We start from the raw sequence: 20354 nt of genomic DNA, 5'->3' as shown, positions 1-20354 counted from the left end.
GCTCGGGCGCCGTTTACGCGCTCGGCACGGCGCTCTTCCTGGCCCGTGCGTCCGCGACGGCATACGGCAGCCCCGGGAGCAGCAGCACCGGCGTGACCCACAGTGGCAGGGTGCACAGCACGGCGTCTCCGACCAGCCACCAGGTCAGGAACGCCGCGGGCAGGCCGGCGGCCAGGAAGACGACGTGGGTTCTGCCCAGGCCGAGGCTGCCACGCCGCAGTTCCAAGACGACGGTCACGGTCGCGGCAGCGGCGTAGAGGGCGACGTTGTCGGCGTTCACGGAGAGCCGGGTGGTCCAGTGGAGCAGATGGCCGAGCAGGAGGAGCATGCAGCCGAGCACGAAGCAGGTCAGCGACGCCATACGCAGCGCTCGGCGGGGGAACGGAGTGCGTGCCCGCGCCCATGACGCGGCGAACGCCGGGACGTCGTCGCCGACGACGTCCCGTGCCGTACGGCCCGCCGCCTGCGCGTCCTCCAGGTGCGCGGAGAGTTCGTTGACCATGTCCCGCACCGACGCGTCGTCGATCCCCCGGTACTCCCAGTTGCTGCGGCAGATCGCGAGGGTCTCCTCGTTGGTCATGATGCTGTGTCCCCCGTGGATTCGGTGTCGGTCAGGATCCGGCTCACTTGCCCGGCGAAGGTGTGCCAAACGGCCCGGCCGCTGGTCATTTCGGCGCGTCCCGCGTCGGTCAGGCGGTAGTACTTGCGCGGGGCACCGCCGCTGGCGGACGGCGCGCGGAACGAGGAGACGAGCCCGGCCCGTTCCATCCGGGAGAGCAGCGGGTAGATGCTGCCCTCGCCTACCAGGTCCAGCCCTTTGCCGGTGAGTGCCTCGACGAACTCGAAGCCGTACCGCGGCCGTTCGGCGATGAGCGACAGCAGGCACAGGTCGAGTACCCCGCGCAGGAGTTGGCTGCGCCGTTGGTCACCAGCGGCTGCCGCGGACTCCTTTGTCATGCGGTGCAAGATAGTCAGCCATTCCCATGCACCGCAAGATACTTGGACTCGCGGGGCGTGAGCACCGGCGGACCGCCCGGGCGCGTGATGGGCCCGGCAGAGGTCTGCCGGGCCCATCGAAGCCGGGGACGGTCGGGGACAGCGGATGAGTTCCCGCCGCGGTGGCGCTACGGGGATGCCACCGGCTCGCGGCTACTTGGTCAGCGCCATCCACATCTGGTTCTCGGCACCGGTGCAGCGCATCAGCGACACCGCGGTGAAGTTGCCGTTGTCCTGGACGCAGCCGCGCGGGTACTTGCGGCTCTGGAAGGTGTCACCGTCCTCCGAGACGGTGTAGTTCCAGTACTGCGCCTGGACGCTGGTGTTGCACTTTTCGAGCTTCACCTCCTTCCCGATGCCCTTTGCAGTGGCGCACTTGCCGGGGAGGAACGTGCTCTCGATCTGGTAGCCCTGCCGCTCCCCGGTGCGCAGGTGGAAGTCCTGCGTGCCGGACTGGTCCGGGGTCCACGACAGGACGGAGCTGTTGCCGGTGGCGTCGAGGTTCCGGTCGGTTCCGATGTTCTGGAACGTGTACGAGACGTCCCCGTCGGCCGTGTCGGCGGCGGTCGCGGGGGTGCCGGCCAGCAGGCCGCAGCCGAGCAGGGCGGTTGCGGACAGTGCGACGGCGGTTCTCTTGAATGTCGCCACGTTCTCCTCTTCCTTCGCTGAGGGAAATGGGTGGGCAACTGCTCGGGGCGCTTGCCCCGTTGCCTGGCACGAGAACGTAGCGGCGGTTGCAGCCGAAAAGGTAGGCGGATTCCGGGCATCGGCGCGCCGGGAAAGTCGGCTGTTCAATTGGTTCGATTCCCGTATGCGCGGTGCCCTCGGCAAGTGCGCGAAACCGCCGGTTCTCCGCTGACTCGAATGCGGTGCGGAGTTTCCGGGTCTCGGGACGGAATAACAAATTCCGTGGCCGGGCTGCGCGGATGCGATCGAAAGGAGAGCGGAAGCGGTCGGAATCGTTCTCGTGTCGCCGCGGGCGGACCGTCCGTCGTGAGGGAGTTCGGACGAATCCGGTCAACGGTGCGGCGCCGCCCGCCCGCGCGCACCGGCCCGAACCCGACTGATCGCCGTATGTCCGAAATGGCGGCTCGGGTGGGTCGGGCAGGGCGTCAGTAGTCGGTCAGGGCGTCAGCAGGCCGTGCTCCAGCGCCGCCATCACCGCGGCCGTGCGGTCGGAGACCCCGAGTTTCCGGTACGCGCGCAGCAGGTGGGTCTTCACGGTGGCCTCGCTGATGAACAGCTTCGCGCCGATCTCCGCGTTGGTCAGGCCCTGGCTGACCAGCCGGAGCACCTGGCACTCGCGCCCGGACAGCGGCGCGGGCTCCACCGTCCGCGGCCGGAACAGCTTCCCGGCCAGTGAGGGGGTGAGGACGGTCTCGCCGCGGGCCGCCGTGTGCACCGCGTCGATCAGCTCCTGCCGCGAACTGCCCTTGAGGAGATAGCCCGCCGCACCGGCCTCCACCGCGCGCAGGATGTCGGCGTCGTCCTCGTACGTGGTGACGATGACGACCTTGGTGGACGGCGACCGGCGCAGGATGTGGCCGGTGGCGGCGACGCCGTCCATGCCGCCCATCCGCAGGTCCAGCAGCACGATGTCCGGCCGCAGCGCGGCGGCCTGGACGACGGCCTCCTCGCCGGAGCCCGCCTGGCCGACGACCGTGATGCCGTCGGCGGACTCCAGCATCGCGCTCAGGCCCTCGCGCACCACCGGATGGTCGTCGGCCAGCAGGACCGCGATCGGCTTTCCTTGGGACATGTTCCTCACCCGCTGATGGCCTCGGTCGTCGGCGTCTCCAGGGGCACCGCCACCTCGACGGTGGTGCCCGCGCCCGGTCGGCTGGTGACGGTCGCCGCCCCGCTGATCTCCTCCACGCGCGCCTGCATGCCGCGCAGACCGTACCCCTCCTGCCGCTCGTCCGCGGCGAAGCCCTGGCCGTCGTCGCTGATCAGCACCCGGACGGTGTCCTCGTCGTACGCCACCACCACGTCGACCACCCGGGCCCGGGTGGCGTGCTTGCGTACGTTGGCGATGGCCTCCTGCACCGCGCGCAGCAGCACCACGCTGACCGCCATCGGCAGGGGCTTCTCCTCGCCCTGGACCGAGCACCTGACGTCCAGTCCGGTCTCGGCGACCAGGCCCTCCGCCTGCCGGCGCACCGCCTGCACCAGAGAGCTGCCGCGCAGCGCGGGCGGGGTGAGGGCGGCGACGAAGTCGCGCGCCTCGGCCAGGGACTCCTTGGCCACCCGCCCGGCCAGGGCGAGATGGGTACGGGCCAGCTCCGGGGCGCTGCCGACCTCCGACTCGGCGGCCTGTACGAGGGAGATGATGCTGGTCAGGCCCTGGGCGAGGGTGTCGTGGATCTCCCGGGCCAGCCGCTCGCGCTCGGCGGCGATGCCGGCCTCGTGGGAGAGCCTGGCCACCCGCTCCCGGCTCTGCCGCAGCTGCTCGATCAACCGGCCGCGCTCCTTGCTCTGCCGTACCACCCGCTTGATCCACATGCCGAGCAGGACCGACAGGCCGATGCTCAGCAGGGCGATGGGCAGGATGGTCAGCGCGTCCATGCCCAGGCTGCCGCCGTGCAGCCACGCCACGGCCACCGGCCAGAAGTTGGCCACCGTCACCAGCACGACGGCCGTACGCATCGGCAGGCTCATGATGAGCATGGGGACGATGGCGAACAGGGCGAAGGCGCCCGCCAGGTTGAACGCGGTGGTCCCGGCGAACAGCACCAGCAGGCCCGCGGCGAAGACCAGGTTCCGCGGCCCCGTCGTGTCGCTGATCATCAGCCCCCGGCCGAGGGCCGCGTACCAGGGCACGATCAGGGTCAGCGCGCCGATGCCGACGGAGTGGTACACCTGCTCGCCGCCGGAGATGAACAGTAAGACGGCGGTGACGAGATACGAGACGGCGAAGAAGCCGTCCCACAGGCCGAACCAGCGGGTTCCCGACTCGGGGCCGTAGTACGCGCCGGCCTCCGGCACGTCCCCCTGAGGGTGATTGAGCACGCCACCAGTCCTACCACGCGTGTCCGCCGTGTCCACCGGTCGGTTGACACGGGGAACCCACCGTTCAGTCGTCCCGGCGACGCCGGTCACCGGCCTAGCGTGGAGACACCACATTGAAGTGCAACGCAGCACGCGAACAGCACGCGAACAACCCAGTACGGCCGGGAGTCGTCATATGAGCCAGTTCATGTCCGCACTCGTCGCCAGCGGCACGATTCTGATCATCATCCTGGCCACCGACATCGGGCACCGCCGCATCACCACGATGCGCATGGTGCGCTCGGTGATCGCGGTCGCCGTCGTGATCGCGATCTTCGTGCACTCCTTCCCCACCCAGGGGAACGATCTGTCGCTCCAGCTCGTAGGGGTCGGGGTGGGGGTGATCTGCGGATTGATCGCCGGTACGCTGCTCCCCGCCTACCGGCACGAGTCCGGCGAGATCTACACCGTCGGCGGCATCGGCTACGCGCTGGTGTGGGTGGTGCTCTCCTGCGGGCGCATCGTCTTCGCCTACGGGGCCGAGCACTGGTTCACCGCTGACCTCATCCGCTTCTCCATCGAGAACAAGATCAGCGGCGAGGACGCCTACGCCAACGCCTTCGTCTTCATGTCGCTGGCCATGGTGCTGACCCGTACCGCCGTCCTGCTGACCAAGATGCGCAAGGTGCGGGCCGCGGCGGCGCAGGCCCCGCTGCCGGGCGCCGGGCAGCCCGTCGGCGGCACCGGCCCGGTGAGCTGACCTGGCGTCAGCGGGCAGTCAACAGCGTGAGACGCAAGAGCGAGGGTGAAGCAGTGGAACACAACGGGAACGTGAGGCTCCGGCCGCCTCGCCACCGGGTCGGCAGCCGCGCGATCGGCTGGTGGACCCTGCAGTCGGCGCTGTTCGCCCTGCCCCTGCCGCTCACCTTCGGGATCCTGTCCCTCTCCATCCCGCCCACCCGCGCGTTCTTCGCCTGGGCCACGCTCATCTCCGCCGTTCCCGGCCTGCTCTACATGGCCGTCATGCCGGCCTGGCGCTACCGGGTCCACCGCTGGGAGGCCACCGACCAGGCGGTCTACGCCGCCTCCGGCTGGCTGTGGCAGCAGTGGCGCGTCGTACCGCTGTCCCGCATCCAGACGGTGGACACCCTGCGCGGGCCGCTCCAGCAGATGTTCGGGCTCTCCGGCGTCACCGTGACCACCGCCTCCGCCGCCGGCGCGGTGAAGATCAAGGGCCTCGACCACCGGGTCGCCGACGATCTCGTGGCGCACCTGACCCGGTTCACCCAGGCCACACCGGGAGACGCGACGTGACCCCCGAGACCGCGGTCCGGCGGCGGGCCCACGCGGCGCAGCCCGAATGGGGGCGGCTCAGCGGCCGGCTCGTCCTGGTCAACCTGAGCATCCTCGCCTCGCCCGCGGCCCTGTTCGCGCTCAGCCTCGCGCTCGGCGGCGGCGAGACCAACCTCCAGGTCCTGATCACCCTCGGCTCGCTGTTCCTCACCTTCCTCGTCGTCAGCGGCATCGGCCTGATGCGGCTGGCCACCACCCGCTACCGGGTCACCGACGACCGGGTCGAACTCCACTCCGGCCGCTTCTTCCGCAGCGAGCGGTCGATCCCCCTCGACCGGATCCGCAGCGTCGACCTCACCGCCAACCCCCTGCACCGCCTCTTCGGGCTCACCACCCTCCGGATCGGCACCGGCGAGCAGTCCGCCGCCGGCGGCCGCGCCCTCGCCCTCGAAGGCATCCGCACGACCGACGCCGTCGAGCTGCGCCGCCAGATCATCGAGCGGCGCGACGCGGGCCGCGGCGCGGCACCGGTCCGGCAGGACGGCCCGATCAGCGAACTCGACTGGTCCTGGCTGCGGTACGGCCCGCTGAGCGTCTGGGGCGTCGGCGGCGTCTTCGTGGTCGCCGGCAGCCTCTACCGCACGCTGCGCGAGATGAAGGTCGACCCCCTCGAACTCGGCGTCGTCAAGGACCTGGAGCACCGCTTCGGCTCCGTACCCCTGTGGTACGGACTCCTGGTGGCCGCCGCCGTCGTCGTGGTCCTCGGGATCGCCGGTTCCACCGGCGCCTTCATCGAGAGCTGGTCCGGCTACCGGCTGGAGCGCGCCGAAGGCGGCATGTTCCGGATCCGCCGCGGACTGCTCGTCACCCGCTCCGTCAGCATCGAGGCACGTCGGCTGCGCGGCGTCGAACTGATCGAACCGATCCCGCTGCGCTGGGCCAAGGGCGCCAAACTGCACGCCGTGGCCAGCGGCCTGGGCAATCAGGAGGACAACCGCAGGCGCCGCGTCCTGACCCCGCCCACCCCCCGCGACGAGGCCCGCCGGGTCGCCGCCGACGTGCTCGTGGACCACCCGGCCCTCACCGAACGGGCCGGCCTGACCGCGCACCCCAGGGCAGCCCTGCGCCGCCGGATCAGCCGCGCGGTCACCGCCACGGCCCTCATCGCCGCCGTACCCGTCGGCCTCGGCCTGTGGCTCGGCCCCACGCTCGTCACCGCGGGCTGGATCACCGCCGCCGTCCTGCTGCCGCTGCTGCTGGCCTTCGCCTACGACGCCTACCGGGCCCTCGGCCACGGCCTGCGCGGCCGCTACCTGGTGGCGAGCTCGGGGACGTTCGCCCGCCGCACCGTCGCCCTGCAGCGCGACGGCATCATCGGCTGGAAGATCTCCCGGGCCCCCTTCCAACGCCGGGCCGGACTGCTCACCCTCGGCGCCACCACGGCCGCCGGCGACGGCGTCTACAAGGTCCGCGACGTGCCCGTCACCGAAGGGCTGATGCTCGCCGAAGGCGCCGTACCCCAGCTGCTCGCCCCGTTCATCGAACGGGCGCCGGACCGCGGCTGACCCACAAGACCAACTGGCGCATCCCCCGAGAGGTGGAGGGGCGGACCGCAAGGCCGCCCCTCCACCTCTAATTATGTCCAGGGGAAAGGAATTCCTTGTCTGGCGCGGAATTCTCGGGCACCCTGGATAATCTCCGATGAATTGTGTGCCCCGATAGAAAAATAGGGGTGCATAGGGGGTTTGAAGGGGTTTCTCGGGTTCCTGCCCTGTGTAAGGCTGGCAACGGTCTTGGATTATGTCTGCGGGGGTAATGGGGCGCGATGATGAGTGAGTCCGAGGATTTCACGCCCGAGCACACGCCGGTGGCGTCGTGGCAGCAGCGGCTCGCGGAGCTGCCCGAGACCGAGCGCACCGAAACGCTGTGGGACTGGGTCGCCGTCCTCGTCCGGGCCGCCCTGCGGGACAACGCGCCCGAGCTCCTCGAACCCCACCGCTCCTTCCTGGACCTGGGCTTCGACTCGCTCGCCGCCGTCGACCTGCACGCCCGGCTGACCGCCGCCACCGGGCTGCGGCTGCCCGTCACCCTCGCCTTCGACCACCCCACCCCGCACGACCTCGTCACCCACCTGCGCGCCGCGCTGCTGGGGGAGTCCGAGGCGGACACCGGGCGGGTCGTCACCGCTTCCTTTGCCGGCGATGAGCCTGTTGCCATTATCGGAATGAGCTGCCGATTCCCCGGTGGCGTCCATTCCCCGAAGACCTGTGGAATCTCGTCGCGGACGAGCGGGACGCCATTTCCGCATTCCCCACCAGCCGCGGCTGGGACCTCGCCGGGCTGTACGACCCCGACCCCGACACCCCGGGCAGCAGCTACACCCGCGCCGGCGGATTCCTGCACGACGCCGACCAGTTCGACCCGGCGTTCTTCGGTATCTCGCCGCGCGAGGCCCTCGCCATGGACCCGCAGCAGCGGCTGCTGCTGGAGACCTCCTGGGAGGCGTTCGAACGCGCCGGGATCGACCCCACGGCACTGCGCGGCGGCCAGGCCGGAGTGTTCGTCGGCGCCGAGACCCAGGACTACGGCCCCCGCCTGCACGAGGCCGAGGCGGGCCTGGAGGGCTACCTGGTCACCGGCAACGCCGCCAGCGTCGCCTCCGGCCGGATCGCCTACACCTTCGGCTTCGAGGGCCCCACCGTCACCGTCGACACGGCCTGCTCCTCGTCGCTGGTCGCGCTCCACCTGGCCGTCCAGGCACTGCGCAACGGCGAATGCCCCCTCGCCCTGGCCGGCGGCGTCGCCGTCATGGCCAACCCCGGCTCGTTCATCGCCTTCAGCCGCCAGCGCGGGCTCGCCCCGGACGGCCGCTGCAAGCCGTTCGCGGCCGCCGCCGACGGCACCGCGTGGGGCGAAGGCGTCGGCATGCTGCTGGTCGAGCGGCTGGCCGACGCGCAAGCCAACGGCCACCAGGTGCTGGCCGTCATCCGCGGCACCGCCATCAACCAGGACGGCGCCAGCAACGGCCTCACCGCCCCCAGCGGCCCCGCCCAGCAGCGCGTCATCCGCCAGGCCCTGGCCAACGCCCGGCTGACCGCCGCCGACGTCGACGCCGTCGAGGCGCACGGTACGGGCACGACGCTCGGCGACCCCATCGAGGCGCAGGCCCTGCTGGCCACCTACGGCCAGAACCGCCCCGAGGACCGCCCGCTCCGGCTCGGCTCGCTCAAGTCGAACATCGGCCACACCCAGTCCGCCGCCGGTGTCGGCGGCGTCATCAAGATGGTCATGGCGATGCGCCACGGCGTGCTGCCGCGCACGCTCCACGTCGACCAGCCGTCGCCGCACGTCGACTGGTCGGCAGGCGCCGTCGAACTACTCACCGAGGCACGCGAGTGGCCCGCCGCGGGGCGGGTCCGGCGCGCCGCCGTCTCCTCCTTCGGCATGAGCGGCACCAACGCCCACGCCATCATCGAGCAGCCGCCCACCCCCGTGGCCGCGCCCGAGCCCCGGCCGGACGCCGCCGACCAGGGCGACCCGGCGGCCATCGCCGCGCCCGCCGCGGACACCACCGGCCGGGCCGCCGCCGACGTCGCGGACGCCACCGGCCAGGCCCCCGGCGACGCCGCGCCTGCCATCCTCCCGTGGGTGCTCTCGGCGAAGTCGGCCGAGGCACTGCACGCCCAGGCGGGCCGGTTGCGCGCCCGGCTCGACGCCCAGCCGCACCTCGCCCTCGCCGACATCGGCCACTCCCTCGCCACCACCCGCGCCACCTTCGAGCAGCGCGCCGTCCTCCTCGCCACCGACCGCGCCACCGCCCTGGAGAACTTGCGGACCCTCGCCGAGGGTCGTGACACCCCCGCCGCCGTACGCGGCGCGCCAGCCGCCGGAAAGCTCGCGTTCCTGTTCACCGGCCAGGGCAGCCAGCGGCTCGGCATGGGCCGCGAGCTGTATGACACGTACCCCGTCTTCGCCGACGCGCTGGACGACGCCTGCTGGCACCTGGAGGAGCAGCTCGACGTCCCGCTGCGGGACGTCGTCTTCGCCGAAGCGGGCTCACCCGACGCCGCGCTGCTGGACCGGACGGCGTACACCCAGCCCGCGCTGTTCGCCGTCGAGGTGGCCCTGTACCGCCTGGTCGAGTCCTGGGGCCTGCGCCCCGACCTGCTCGCCGGGCACTCCATCGGCGAACTCGCCGCCGCCCACGTGGCGGGCGTGTTCACCCTGGAGGACGCGGCCGCCCTGGTCGCGGCACGCGGCCGCCTCATGCAGGAACTCCCCGCCGGCGGCGCCATGGCGGCCGTGCAGGCGACCGAGGACGAGGTCCTGCCGCTGCTCACCGACCGGGTGGGCATCGCGGCGGTGAACGGGCCCGCCTCCGTCGTCGTCTCCGGCGACGAGGACGCCGTACAGCGGATCGCGGGCCACTTCGAGGACCTGGGCCGCAAGACGAAGCGGCTCACGGTGAGCCACGCCTTCCACTCGCCGCACATGGACGGCATGCTCGACGAGTTCCGGCGCGTCGCCCAGGTCCTGGAGTACGCGCCCCCGCGCATCCCCGTCGTGTCCACCGTCACCGGCCGCCCGGCCTCCGTCGAGGAACTGTGCTCGCCCGAGTACTGGGTCCGGCACGTACGGGAAGCCGTGCGGTTCCACGACGGCATACGCGCCCTCGCCGACCGGGGTGCCACGACCTTCCTGGAACTCGGCCCCGACGGCGTACTGACCGCCATGGCCGAGGACTGCCTGCCCGACGCCGACGGCGCCGTCCTCGCGCCCACGCTGCGCGCCGCCCGCCCGGAGCCCGAGACCCTGATCCGGGCCGTGGCGCAGGCGTACGTCCGGGGCAGGAAGGTGAACTGGGCCGCGGCCTACGCCGGTACGGGAGCGCGGACGGTCGACCTGCCCACGTACGCGTTCCAGCGCGAGCGGTACTGGCTGGACACGCCTGCCGCCACCGCCGCGCAGAGTGCCGCGGACCCGGTCGACGAGCGGTTCTGGGAGGCCGTGGAGCGCGGGGACGTCGACGCGCTCGCCGCAGAGTTGGCGGTGGATCCGGGGCTTCCGTTGGGTGACGCGCTGCCCGCGTTGTCGTCGTGGCGGCGGCAGCAGGCGGACCGCTCGACGGTGGACGGCTGGCGCTACCGGGCGACGTGGAAGCCGCTGGCCCTGGACGCCGCGGCGCGCCTCACCGGGCTGTGGCTGGTGGCCGCCCCGCAGGGCAGCACGGCGGAGGAGCGGGCCGCGGACGTGGTACGGGCGCTGTCCGCGCGGGGCGCCGAGGTCCGGCGCGTCGAGCTGGGCGAGGACCGGGCCGGTGTCGCCGAGCGGCTGCGTACGGCGGTCGCCGACGATGCCGTGGCGGGAGTGCTCTCCCTGCCGGCCGCCGAGGGTGCCGGTGGGCTGTTGGAGACCCTGGCGCTGGTGCAGGCGCTGGGTGATGCCGGTGTGGACGCGCCGTTGTGGGTGGCCACGCGGGGCGCCGTGTCGGTGGGCCGTTCCGATGGTGCGGTGGATCCGGTGCAGGCGCAGGTGTGGGGTCTGGGCCGGGTCGCGGCGCTGGAACTCCCCGAGCGCTGGGGCGGCTTGGTCGATCTGCCCGAGGTGCTGGACGACCGTGCGCTGTCCCGGCTGGCCGGTGTGCTGGCGGGTGGCAGTGGCAGTGGCAGTGGTGAGGATCAGGTGGCGGTCCGTCCGACGGGGCTCTTCGGGCGCCGTCTGGTGCGCGCTTCCGGATCGTCGCCGGCCGGTGGTCGCGGTTGGTGGCCGGGCCCCGGGTCTGTGCTGGTCACAGGCGGTACGGGCGCGCTGGGTGCGCAGGTGGCCCGTTGGCTGGTGCGTCACGGTGCCGAGAACGTCGTCCTGACCAGCCGCCGGGGCCTGGAGGCGCCGGGCGCCGCCGAACTGCGCGACGAACTCGCGGGGCTCGGCGCGCGGGTGACCATCACGGCGTGCGATGTGGCCGACCGGGAAGCGCTGGCCGGGCTGCTGGCGGGGCTGCCCGCGGAGGCGCCGTTGACGGCGGTCTTCCACACGGCGGGCGTGCTGGACGATGGCGTCCTGGACGCGTTGGACGCCGAGCGGGTGGAACGGGTGCTGCGGGCGAAGGCCGCGTCCGCCCAGAACCTCCACGACCTGACCCGTGGCCGCGACCTGTCCGCGTTCGTCCTGTTCTCGTCGATCAGCGGTTCGGTGGGTGCGGCCGGGCAGGCCAACTACGCCGCCGCGAACACCTTCTTGGACGCGTTGGCGGAGCGGCGGCGGGCGGAGGGGCTTCCGGCGACGTCGATCGCGTGGGGCCCGTGGGCCGGGACCGGCATGGCCGCCGACGAGGCGCTGGAGCAGCGGATGCGCCGCGAGGGCATGCCGCCGATGGCGCCCGAGCTCGCCATCACCGCCCTCCAGCGGGCTCTCGACCTGGACGAGACCACGGTGACGGTCGCCGACATCGACTGGCACCGCTTCACCCGGACCCTCACCGCGGTCCGGCCGAGTCCGCTGCTCGCCGAGCTGCCCGAGGTGGGCCGGGACGCGAACGCCGCGGACGGCCCCCGCGTCGTCACCGACGCCGACGCCGCGTCCTCCCTTGCCGAGCGGCTGGCAGGGCTGAGCGAGGCCGAGCGCCGTCGTACCCTTCTCGACCTGGTGCGTACGCAGGTGGCGGCGGTGCTGGGGCACGGCGGTGCCGACGCGGTCGAGCCTGGGCGGGCGTTCAAGGAGCTGGGCTTCGACTCGCTGACCGCTGTCGAGTTGCGGAACCGGTTGGGTGCGGCGAGTGGGCTGCGGTTGTCGGCCACGCTCGTCTACGACTATCCGACGGCTTCGGCTCTCGCGGAGCATCTGCGCGCCGAGCTGCTGGGCGCGGACGCGGTGGTCTCCGGCCCGGCGTCGGGATCGGTCGCGATCGACGAGGATCCGGTCGCGATTGTGGCGATGAGCTGCCGGTTCCCGGGTGGGGTGCGTTCGCCGGAGGAGCTTTGGCAGTTGCTGTCGGCCGGTGGGGACGCGGTGGCGGGGTTCCCGTCCGACCGTGGTTGGGATCTGGGTGCGTTGTATGACCCGGATCCGGAGCGGCAGGGGACGTCGTACACGCGTGAGGGCGGGTTCCTGTACGACGTGGCCGACTTCGACGCGGCGTTCTTTGGTATCTCGCCGCGTGAGGCGCTCGCGATGGATCCGCAGCAGCGGCTGCTGCTGGAGACGTCGTGGGAGGCGTTCGAGCGGGCGGGCATCGACCCGGCGACGCTGCGCGGCAGCAAGACCGGGGTCTTCGCGGGGACGAACGGCCAGGACTACGCCGCGCTGGCCGCCACCCCGCCCGAGGGCCTTGAGGGGCACCTTGGTACGGGCAACGCGGCCAGCGTCGTCTCGGGTCGCGTCTCGTACACGTTCGGGCTGGAGGGCCCGGCGGTGACGGTGGACACGGCGTGCTCGTCGTCGCTGGTGGCCCTGCACATGGCGGTGCAGGCCCTGCGGAACGGCGAGTGCACGCTGGCCCTCGCGGGCGGCGTCACGGTCATGTCCACGCCGGAGCCGTTCGTGGACTTCAGCCGTCAGCGGGGGCTGGCGGCGGACGGCCGGGTCAAGGCGTTCGCGGCGGGTGCGGACGGCACGGGCTGGGGCGAGGGCGTCGGCATGCTGCTCGTGGAGCGGCTGTCGGACGCGCGGAGGAACGGCCACCCGGTGCTCGCCCTCGTCCGCGGCAGCGCGCTGAATCAGGACGGCGCGAGCAATGGGCTGACCGCCCCCAACGGGCCGTCCCAGCAGCGGGTCATCCGCCAGGCGCTGGCGGGCGCCGGGCTCTCGGCCGCGGATGTGGACGCGGTGGAGGCGCACGGTACGGGTACGACGCTGGGTGACCCGATCGAGGCGCAGGCGCTGCTGGCCACGTACGGCCAGGACCGGCCCGAGGACCGGCCGCTGTGGCTGGGATCGGTCAAGTCCAACATCGGGCACACGCAGGCCGCCGCCGGTGTCGCGGGCGTCATCAAAATGGTGCTGGCGATGGAGCACGGGCTGCTGCCGCGGACGCTGCACGTCGACGAGCCGTCACCGCACGTCGACTGGTCTGCGGGCGACGTCGCGCTGCTGACGGAGGCGCGCGAGTGGCCGGAGACCGGCGGTCATCCGCGCCGGGCCGGTGTCTCCTCGTTCGGACTCAGCGGCACCAACGCGCACACCATCATCGAGCAGGCGCCCGTCGACGACCTCCTGGCGGCGGCGCCGACCACCGCCGACCGCGCGGCGCCCGCCGCCCTGCCGTACGTCCTGTCCGCCCAGGGCGGGACGGCGCTGCGCGCCCAGGCCGCGCGGCTCGCCGCCCACCTGCGCGCGCACCCCGAGCTGAGCGGGCCCGATGTCGCGCAGGCGCTCGCCACCGGCCGCGCCTCGCTGGACGACCGCGCCGCGATCGTCGCCGTCGACCGCACGGGGCTCGTCGAGGGCCTGGAGGCGTTCGCGGCCGACCGGGACGCCGCCGGGCTGGCGGTGGGAACCGTCACCGAGGGCAAGGTGGCGTTCCTGTTCACGGGGCAGGGCAGTCAGCGGCTCGGCATGGGCCGTGAGCTGTACGAGACGTATCCGGTGTTCGTTGAGGCGCTGGACGCGGTGTGCGCGCATCTGGACGGGCACCTGGACCGGCCGCTGCGGGACGTGCTGTTCGGGGACGACGCGGGGTTGTTGGATCAGACGGTGTACACGCAGCCTGCGTTGTTCGCGGTCGAGGTGGCGTTGTTCCGTCTGGTGGAGGCGTGGGGGCTGCGGGCGGACTTCCTGTCCGGGCATTCGATCGGTGAGCTGGCCGCCGCGCATGTCGCCGGGGTGCTGTCGCTGGAAGACGCCTGCACGTTGGTCGCGGCTCGCGGCCGTCTGATGCAGGAGCTGCCTGACGGTGGCGCGATGATCGCGCTCCAGGCGTCGGAGGACGAGGTACTGCCGCTGCTCACCGAGCGCGTGAGTATCGCCGCGCTCAACGGCCCGACGTCGGTCGTCATCGCGGGTGACGAGGATGCGGCACTGGCGATTGCGGCGCGCTTCGAGGCCGACGGCCGTAAGACGAAGCGGCTCGGCGTCAGCCACGCGTTCCACTCGCCGCGTATGGATGGGATGGTGGAGGCGTTCCGGGAGGTCGCGGAGGGCCTGTCGTACGAGGCCCCGCGTATCCCGATCGTGTCGGGTCTGACCGGTTCCGTGGTGGCCGCTGAGGAGATCGCGACCGCCGACTTCTGGGTGCGGCACGTCCGTGAGTCCGTCCGCTTCCTCGACGGCGTACGGACCCTCGAAGGCCAGGGCGTCACGACGTTCCTGGAGTTGGGTCCCGACGGGGTGCTGTCCGCGTTGGCGCAGGAGTGCGTGACCGGCGACGGGGCGGCCTTCGCCCCCGCTCTCCGCAAGGGCCGTCCCGAGGCCGAGGCGTTGGCCGAAGCCGTCGCCCGGCTGCACGTGCGCGGGCTGTCCCCGGACTGGACGGCGTACTTCGCGGACACCGGCGCACGTCGGATCGCGCCGACCGCGCTGCCTACGTACCCCTTCCAGCGCGAGCGGTTCTGGCTGGAGGCCGCCCCGGCCTCCTCGGGGACCGCGCCGCACAGCGCCGTCGACGAGCGGTTCTGGGAGGTCGTGGAGCGCGGGGATGTGGATGTGCTCGCGGCGGAGTTGGCGGTGGATCCGGGGCTGTCGCTGGGGGACGCGCTGCCCGCGTTGTCGTCGTGGCGGCGGCAGCAGGCGGAGCGCGCGACGGTGGACGGCTGGCGCTACCGCGTGACGTGGCAGCCGGTAGCCGTGGACCGGTCCGGCGGCGGTGCGCCGTCCGGGACCTGGCTCGTCGCCGTACCGGCCAGTGGTGCGGCCGAGGAATGGGCCGCCGGGGCCGTGCGGGCGCTGTCCACGCGCGGCGCCGAGGTCCGGCCGGTCGAGGTCGACGCGGAGGACCGGGCGGGTGTGGCCGCGCTGCTGCGTGCCGCGGCGGCCGACCGGCCCGTCGCGGGTGTCTTCTCGCTCCTCGCCGTCGAGGACGCGGACGGCGCCGCCGGGCTGCTGCGTACGGCCACGCTCGTGCAGGCGCTGGGTGACGCCGGGGTGGACGCGCCGTTGTGGGTGGCCACGCGGGGCGCGGTCTCGGTGGGTCGCTCGGACGCGTCCGTCAGCCCGGTGCAGGCGCAGGTGTGGGGCTTGGGCCGGGTCGCGGCCCTCGAACTGCCGGAGCGCTGGGGTGGTCTGGTCGACCTCCCCGAGACGGTCGATGAGCGTGGGCTGTCGCGGCTGGCGGGTGTGCTGGCGGGCGGCAGTGGCGGTGGCGAGGACCAGGTGGCGGTCCGTTCGTCGGGGGTGTTCGGGCGTCGGCTGGTGCGGGCGTCGGCACCGTCGGGCGGCGGTCGTGGCTGGCGGCCCGGGGCCGGGTCGGTGTTGGTGACGGGTGGTACGGGCGCGCTGGGTGCGCATGTGGCCCGTTGGCTGATCGGCCAGGGTGCCGAGCATGTCGTCCTGACCAGCCGTCGTGGCCTGGAGGCGCCGGGCGCGCAGGAGCTGCGCGACGAACTCGCCGCGTCGGGCGCCCAGGTCACCGTGGCGGCCTGTGACGTCGCCGATCGGGAGGCGCTGGCCGGTCTGCTGGCCGGGCTTTCGGCGGAGTTGCCGCTGACGGCGGTGGTGCACGCGGCCGGTGTGCTGGACGACGGTGTGCTGGACGCCTTGGATGCCGAGCGGGTGGAGCGGGTGCTGCGGGCGAAGGCCGCGTCCGCCCAGAACCTGCACGAGCTGACCCGCGACCTCGACCTGTCCGCGTTCGTGCTCTTCTCCTCCTTCGCCGGTTCGGTGGGTGCGGCCGGTCAGGGCAACTACGCGGCGGGTAATGCGTTCCTGGACGCGTTGGCGGAGCGGCGGCGGGCGGAGGGGCTTCCGGCGACGTCGATCGCGTGGGGCCCGTGGGCCGGGACCGGCATGGCCGCCGACGAGGCGCTGGAGCAGCGGATGCGCCGCGACGGAGTGCCGCCCATGGCACCCGAGCCGGCGCTCCGGGCGCTCCAGCAGGCTCTCGATCTGGACGAGACCGCGCTGACGGTCGCCGACATCGACTGGGACCGCTTCCTGCCGGAGTTCACGGCGGTGCGGCCGAGCGCAATCCTCGCCGAACTGGCGGCGGCACGGCGGGCGTCGGCCGTCACCGGAGCCGATGGCCCCCCTCGTACCGCCCTGACGCCCGGCACCGGGGCCCTTGCCGAGCGGCTGGCAGGACTGAGTGAGGCCGAGGCCCGTCGTACCCTGCTGGAGCTGGTGCGTGCGCAGGTGGCGGCGGTGCTGGGGCATGGCGGCGTGGACGCGGTCGAGCCTGGGCGGGCGTTCAAGGAGCTGGGCTTCGACTCCTTGACTGCTGTCGAGTTGCGGAACCGGTTGGGTGCGGCGAGTGGGCTGCGGTTGTCGGCCACGCTCGTCTACGACTATCCGACGGCTTCGGCTCTCGCGGAGCACCTGCGCGTCGAACTGTTGGGCTCGCGAAGCGCCGAGGCCACCCTCCCCGGGGCCACGGCGGCTGTGGGGGCACCTCCCAGCGGCCGCGCTGGGGGAGATGATCCGGTCGCGATCGTGGCGATGAGCTGCCGGTTCCCGGGCGGGGTGCGTTCGCCCGAGGAGCTCTGGCAGTTGCTGTCGGCCGGTGGGGATGCCGTGGCGGGGTTCCCGTCCGACCGTGGTTGGGATCTGGGTGCGTTGTATGACCCGGATCCGGAGCGGCAGGGGACGTCGTACACGCGTGAGGGCGGGTTCCTGTACGACGTGGCCGACTTCGACGCGGGGTTCTTCGGGATCTCGCCGCGTGAGGCGCTCGCGATGGATCCGCAGCAGCGGTTGCTGTTGGAGACGTCGTGGGAGGCGTTCGAGCGGGCGGGCATCGACCCCGCCACCCTGCGCGGCAGCCAGGCCGGCGTGTTCGTCGGCACCAACGGTCAGGACTACCTGTCCCTGGTGATGAAGGCGCCCGAGGGCCTTGAGGGGCACTTGGGTACGGGCAACGCGGCCAGCGTCGTGTCGGGTCGTGTCTCGTACACGTTCGGGCTGGAGGGCCCGGCGGTGACGGTGGACACGGCGTGCTCGTCGTCGCTGGTGGCCCTGCACATGGCGGTGCAGGCGCTGCGGAACGGCGAGTGCACGCTGGCCCTCGCGGGCGGCGTCACGGTCATGTCCACCCCCGAGAACTTCATCGACTTCAGCCGCCAGCGCGGCCTCGCCGCCGACGGTCGCATCAAGGCGTTCGCGGCCGCCGCCGACGGCACCGGCTGGGGTGAGGGCGTGGGCATGCTGCTCGTGGAGCGGCTGTCCGACGCCCGCCGCCACGGCCACCCGGTACTGGCCCTGATACGCGGCTCCGCCGTCAACCAGGACGGCGCGAGCAACGGCCTGACCGCCCCCAACGGGCCGTCCCAGCAGCGGGTCATCCGCCAGGCGCTGGCGGGCGCCGGGCTGTCGGCGGCCGACGTGGACGCGGTGGAGGCGCACGGAACCGGCACGAAGCTGGGTGATCCGATCGAGGCCCAGGCCCTGCTGGCGACCTACGGCCAGGACCGCTCGGAAGACCGGCCGCTGCTGCTCGGCTCCATCAAGTCGAACATCGGGCACACCCAGGCCGCCGCAGGTGTCGCCGGTGTGATGAAGATGGTGTTGGCGTTGGAGCACGGTGTGCTGCCGCGGACGCTGCACGTGGATGAGCCGTCGCCGCATGTGGACTGGTCGGCGGGGGAGATCGCGCTGCTGACGGAGGCGCGGGAGTGGCCGGAGACCGGCGACCGTCCGCGCCGGGCCGCCGTGTCGGCCTTCGGCATCAGCGGCACCAACGCCCACACCATCATCGAGCAGGCCCCCGCTGTCGAGGCCCCGGCGACGCCGACCCGTACCCACCGGGCGCCCGCCGCCCTTCCGTACGTCCTGTCCGCCAAATCCGCCGAGGCGCTGGCGGAGCAGGCCGCGCGGCTGCGCGCCTACGTCGAGGCGCGGCCGGAGCTGGATCCGCTGGGCCTCGCGCACTCCCTCGCCACCGGCCGGGCCGCCCTGGAGCGGCGCGCGGTGCTGACCGCGGACGGCCGGGACGGCCTGTTGCGGGCGCTGGCGGCGCTGGCTGACGGGAGGGCGACGGCGGGTCTGACCGAGGGCACGGCCACCGAGGGCAAGCTGGCGTTCCTGTTCACCGGGCAGGGCAGCCAGCGGCTCGGCATGGGCCGCGAACTGTACGAGACGTACCCGGTCTTCGCCGACGCGCTGGACGCGGCGTGCGCGTACTTCGACCGGCTGCTGGACCTGCCCCTCAAGGACGTGCTGTTCGGCGAGGACGCCGCGCTGCTGGACCAGACGGCGTACACGCAGCCCGCGTTGTTCGCGGTAGAGGTGGCGCTGTTCCGCTTGGTCGAGGCGTGGGGCCTGACGCCGGACTTCCTGTCCGGGCACTCGATCGGCGAGCTGACCGCCGCGCATGCCGCCGGGGTGCTCTCGCTCGAGGACGCCTGCACGCTGGTTGCCGCGCGCGGGCGCCTGATGCAGCAACTGCCCGCCGGTGGCGCGATGATCGCCCTCCAGGCCGCCGAGGACGAGGTACTGCCTCTGCTCACCGACCGCGTGAGTATCGCCGCCCTCAACGGCCCGACCTCCGTCGTCCTCGCCGGTGACGAAGACGTGGCGCTGGCGATCGCGGCGCGGTTCGAGGCCGACGGTCGTAAGACGAAGCGGCTGGCTGTCAGCCACGCGTTCCACTCGCCGCACATGGACCCGATGCTCGCGGCCTTCCGCCAGGTCGCGGAGGGCCTGACGTACGAGGCTCCGAGCATCCCGATCGTGTCGAACCTGACCGGTGATGTGGTCTCCGCCGACGAGATCACGACGCCCGACTTCTGGGTCCGGCACGTTCGGGAGGCCGTCCGCTTCCTCGACGGCGTACGGACCCTCGAAGCCCACGGCGTCACCACCTACCTCGAACTCGGCCCCGACGGCGTCCTCACCGCCGCCGCCCAGGACTGCGCCACCGGCGAGGACGCCGCGTTCGCCCCGGCGCTGCGCAAGGGCAGGCCGGAGGCCGAGACCCTGACCGGCGCCATCGCCCGGCTGCACGTCCGCGGCCTGTCCCCGGACTGGGCGGCGTACTACGCGGTCACCGGTGCGGGCCGCGTCGACCCGGCCGGGCTGCCCACCTACGCCTTCCAGCACCGGCGGTACTGGCCCAGCGCCGCCGCACTGGCCGCGGGCGACCCGGCCTCGGTCGGCCTGGGCGGCGCCGACCACCCCCTGCTGGGCGCCGCGGTGGCCCTCGCGGACGCCGACGGCTTCCTGTTCACCGGGCTGCTGGCGACCCGTACGCACCCGTGGCTCGCCGACCACGCCGTCATGGACACCGTGCTGCTGCCCGGCACGGCCTATGTCGAACTCGCGCTGCACGCCGGCGCCCAGGTCGGCTGCGAGCTGGTCGACGAGCTGACGCTGGAGGCGCCGCTGGTGCTGCCGGAGCGGACCGGGGTGCAGATCCAACTGGCCCTGGACGGGCCCGACTCGGACGGCCGCCGCACGTTCAGCCTCCACTCGCGCCGGCAGGACGCGCCGCCGACCGAGCCGTGGACGCGGCATGCCACCGGTGTGCTCGCGACCGCCGCGGCCACGGACGGCGGCGCCCCCGGCGACCTCGCCGTATGGCCGCCGCAGGGCGCCACGCGGATCCCGGTCGACGGGCTCTACGCCGAGCTGGCCGAGGCGGGCCTGGGCTACGGTCCGGTCTTCCAGGGCCTCAAGGGCGCCTGGCGGCTCGGGGCCGACCTGTACGCCGAGGTCGCCCTCCCCGAGGGCGCGCTGTCCGCCGAGCACGGGCAGGCGGCGGACGCGGAGGCGGCCCGGTTCGGGCTGCACCCCGCCCTGCTGGACGCCTGTCTGCACGTCATCGGGCTCGATAGCCCGGACCGCCGAGCCGCCCTCGCCGATGGCGCGTTGCTGCCGTTCGCGTGGCACGGGGTACGGCTGCTGGCGGCCGGTGCCGCCACCCTGCGGGTCCGGCTGACCGAGCAGGCGGAGCACACCGTGTCGCTGCTGGTCGCCGACGGCACCGGCCGGGC

The 20354-nt window shown here is 73.0% G+C and carries 8 protein-coding genes and 9 pseudogenes; 12 read left to right on the top strand and 5 right to left on the bottom strand.

Features of this window, described 5'->3' with window-relative positions:
- Window positions 1–13 precede the first annotated feature (13 nt).
- The 5 genes from Q3Y56_RS11830 to Q3Y56_RS11810 form a co-directional block, all read right to left on the bottom strand.
- Window positions 14–580: a hypothetical protein gene (locus Q3Y56_RS11830; RefSeq protein WP_304461907.1), complete on the bottom strand. Its 567-nt coding sequence runs from the start codon at window positions 578–580 to the stop codon at window positions 14–16.
- Window positions 577–957 carry a PadR family transcriptional regulator gene (locus Q3Y56_RS11825; protein WP_304461906.1) on the bottom strand — a complete coding sequence of 127 codons (381 nt, stop codon included), beginning with the start codon at window positions 955–957 and terminating at the stop codon, window positions 577–579. Before Q3Y56_RS11825 ends, Q3Y56_RS11830 begins: the two co-directional genes overlap by 4 nt.
- A 192-nt stretch (window positions 958–1149) precedes the next feature.
- The gene (locus Q3Y56_RS11820; RefSeq protein WP_304461905.1) at window positions 1150–1644 is read right to left on the bottom strand and encodes an RICIN domain-containing protein; all 495 of its coding nucleotides are present in this window, start codon (window positions 1642–1644) and stop codon (window positions 1150–1152) included.
- A gap of 475 nt (window positions 1645–2119) precedes the next feature.
- Window positions 2120–2755, bottom strand: coding sequence for a response regulator transcription factor (locus Q3Y56_RS11815; protein WP_304461904.1), 636 nt, complete (start codon window positions 2753–2755; stop codon window positions 2120–2122).
- Window positions 2756–2760: 5 nt separating this feature from the next.
- The gene (locus Q3Y56_RS11810; protein WP_304461903.1) at window positions 2761–4005 is read right to left on the bottom strand and encodes a sensor histidine kinase; all 1245 of its coding nucleotides are present in this window, start codon (window positions 4003–4005) and stop codon (window positions 2761–2763) included.
- Between the two features lie 175 nt (window positions 4006–4180).
- On the opposite strand from Q3Y56_RS11810, the gene Q3Y56_RS11805 reads away from it, so the two are divergent.
- The 12 genes and pseudogenes from Q3Y56_RS11805 to Q3Y56_RS33455 all read left to right on the top strand — a co-directional run.
- Window positions 4181–4744, top strand: coding sequence for a hypothetical protein (locus Q3Y56_RS11805; protein WP_304461902.1), 564 nt, complete (start codon window positions 4181–4183; stop codon window positions 4742–4744).
- 53 nt (window positions 4745–4797) lie between these two features.
- Complete coding sequence (locus tag Q3Y56_RS11800) at window positions 4798–5298, top strand: PH domain-containing protein (RefSeq protein ID WP_304461901.1); 501 nt, start codon at window positions 4798–4800, stop codon at window positions 5296–5298.
- A complete protein-coding gene (locus Q3Y56_RS11795) occupies window positions 5295–6842 on the top strand; it encodes a PH domain-containing protein (RefSeq protein ID WP_304461900.1) in 1548 nt (515 codons plus the stop codon). The genes Q3Y56_RS11800 and Q3Y56_RS11795 overlap by 4 nt, the downstream gene beginning before the upstream one ends.
- A 260-nt stretch (window positions 6843–7102) precedes the next feature.
- Window positions 7103–7351, top strand: a pseudogene (locus tag Q3Y56_RS11790) (acyl carrier protein); the annotation flags it as partial.
- Window positions 7352–7512: 161 nt separating this feature from the next.
- Window positions 7513–12075: pseudogene (locus Q3Y56_RS11785) on the top strand (type I polyketide synthase); the annotation flags it as partial.
- Window positions 12076–12210: 135 nt separating this feature from the next.
- Window positions 12211–16701, top strand: a pseudogene (locus Q3Y56_RS11780) (type I polyketide synthase); the annotation flags it as partial.
- Window positions 16702–16863: 162 nt separating this feature from the next.
- Window positions 16864–17535: pseudogene (locus tag Q3Y56_RS33480) on the top strand (beta-ketoacyl synthase N-terminal-like domain-containing protein); the annotation flags it as partial.
- 30 nt (window positions 17536–17565) lie between these two features.
- Window positions 17566–17910: pseudogene (locus Q3Y56_RS33475) on the top strand (hypothetical protein); the annotation flags it as partial.
- Window positions 17911–17916: 6 nt separating this feature from the next.
- Window positions 17917–18249, top strand: a pseudogene (locus Q3Y56_RS33470) (ketoacyl-synthetase C-terminal extension domain-containing protein); the annotation flags it as partial.
- Window positions 18250–18477: 228 nt separating this feature from the next.
- A pseudogene (locus tag Q3Y56_RS33465) lies at window positions 18478–19317 on the top strand (acyltransferase domain-containing protein); the annotation flags it as partial.
- A gap of 237 nt (window positions 19318–19554) precedes the next feature.
- A pseudogene (locus Q3Y56_RS33460) lies at window positions 19555–19776 on the top strand (hypothetical protein); the annotation flags it as partial.
- Window positions 19768–20346 (top strand): annotated as a pseudogene (locus Q3Y56_RS33455) (polyketide synthase dehydratase domain-containing protein); the annotation flags it as partial. The pseudogenes Q3Y56_RS33460 and Q3Y56_RS33455, both read left to right, overlap by 9 nt.
- Window positions 20347–20354: the final 8 nt, after the last annotated feature.

The sequence above is a fragment of the Streptomyces sp. XD-27 genome, assembly GCF_030553055.1.
In the GTDB taxonomy this organism is placed as follows: Bacteria; Actinomycetota; Actinomycetes; order Streptomycetales; family Streptomycetaceae; genus Streptomyces.
The sequence above is the reverse complement of the archived record's forward strand: the minus strand, read 5'-3'. Positions and strand labels throughout refer to the sequence as shown.

Bases quoted from the DNA above. Each gene is read 5' to 3' on its own strand.
- Q3Y56_RS11825 (WP_304461906.1), bottom strand. From the start codon at position 957: ATGACAAAGGAGTCCGCGGCAGCCGCTGGTGACCAACGGCGCAGCCAA.
- Q3Y56_RS11815 (WP_304461904.1), bottom strand. From the start codon at position 2,755: ATGTCCCAAGGAAAGCCGATCGCGGTCCTGCTGGCCGACGACCATCCG.
- Q3Y56_RS11830 (WP_304461907.1), bottom strand. From the start codon at position 580: ATGACCAACGAGGAGACCCTCGCGATCTGCCGCAGCAACTGGGAGTAC.
- Q3Y56_RS11805 (WP_304461902.1), top strand. From the start codon at position 4,181: ATGAGCCAGTTCATGTCCGCACTCGTCGCCAGCGGCACGATTCTGATC.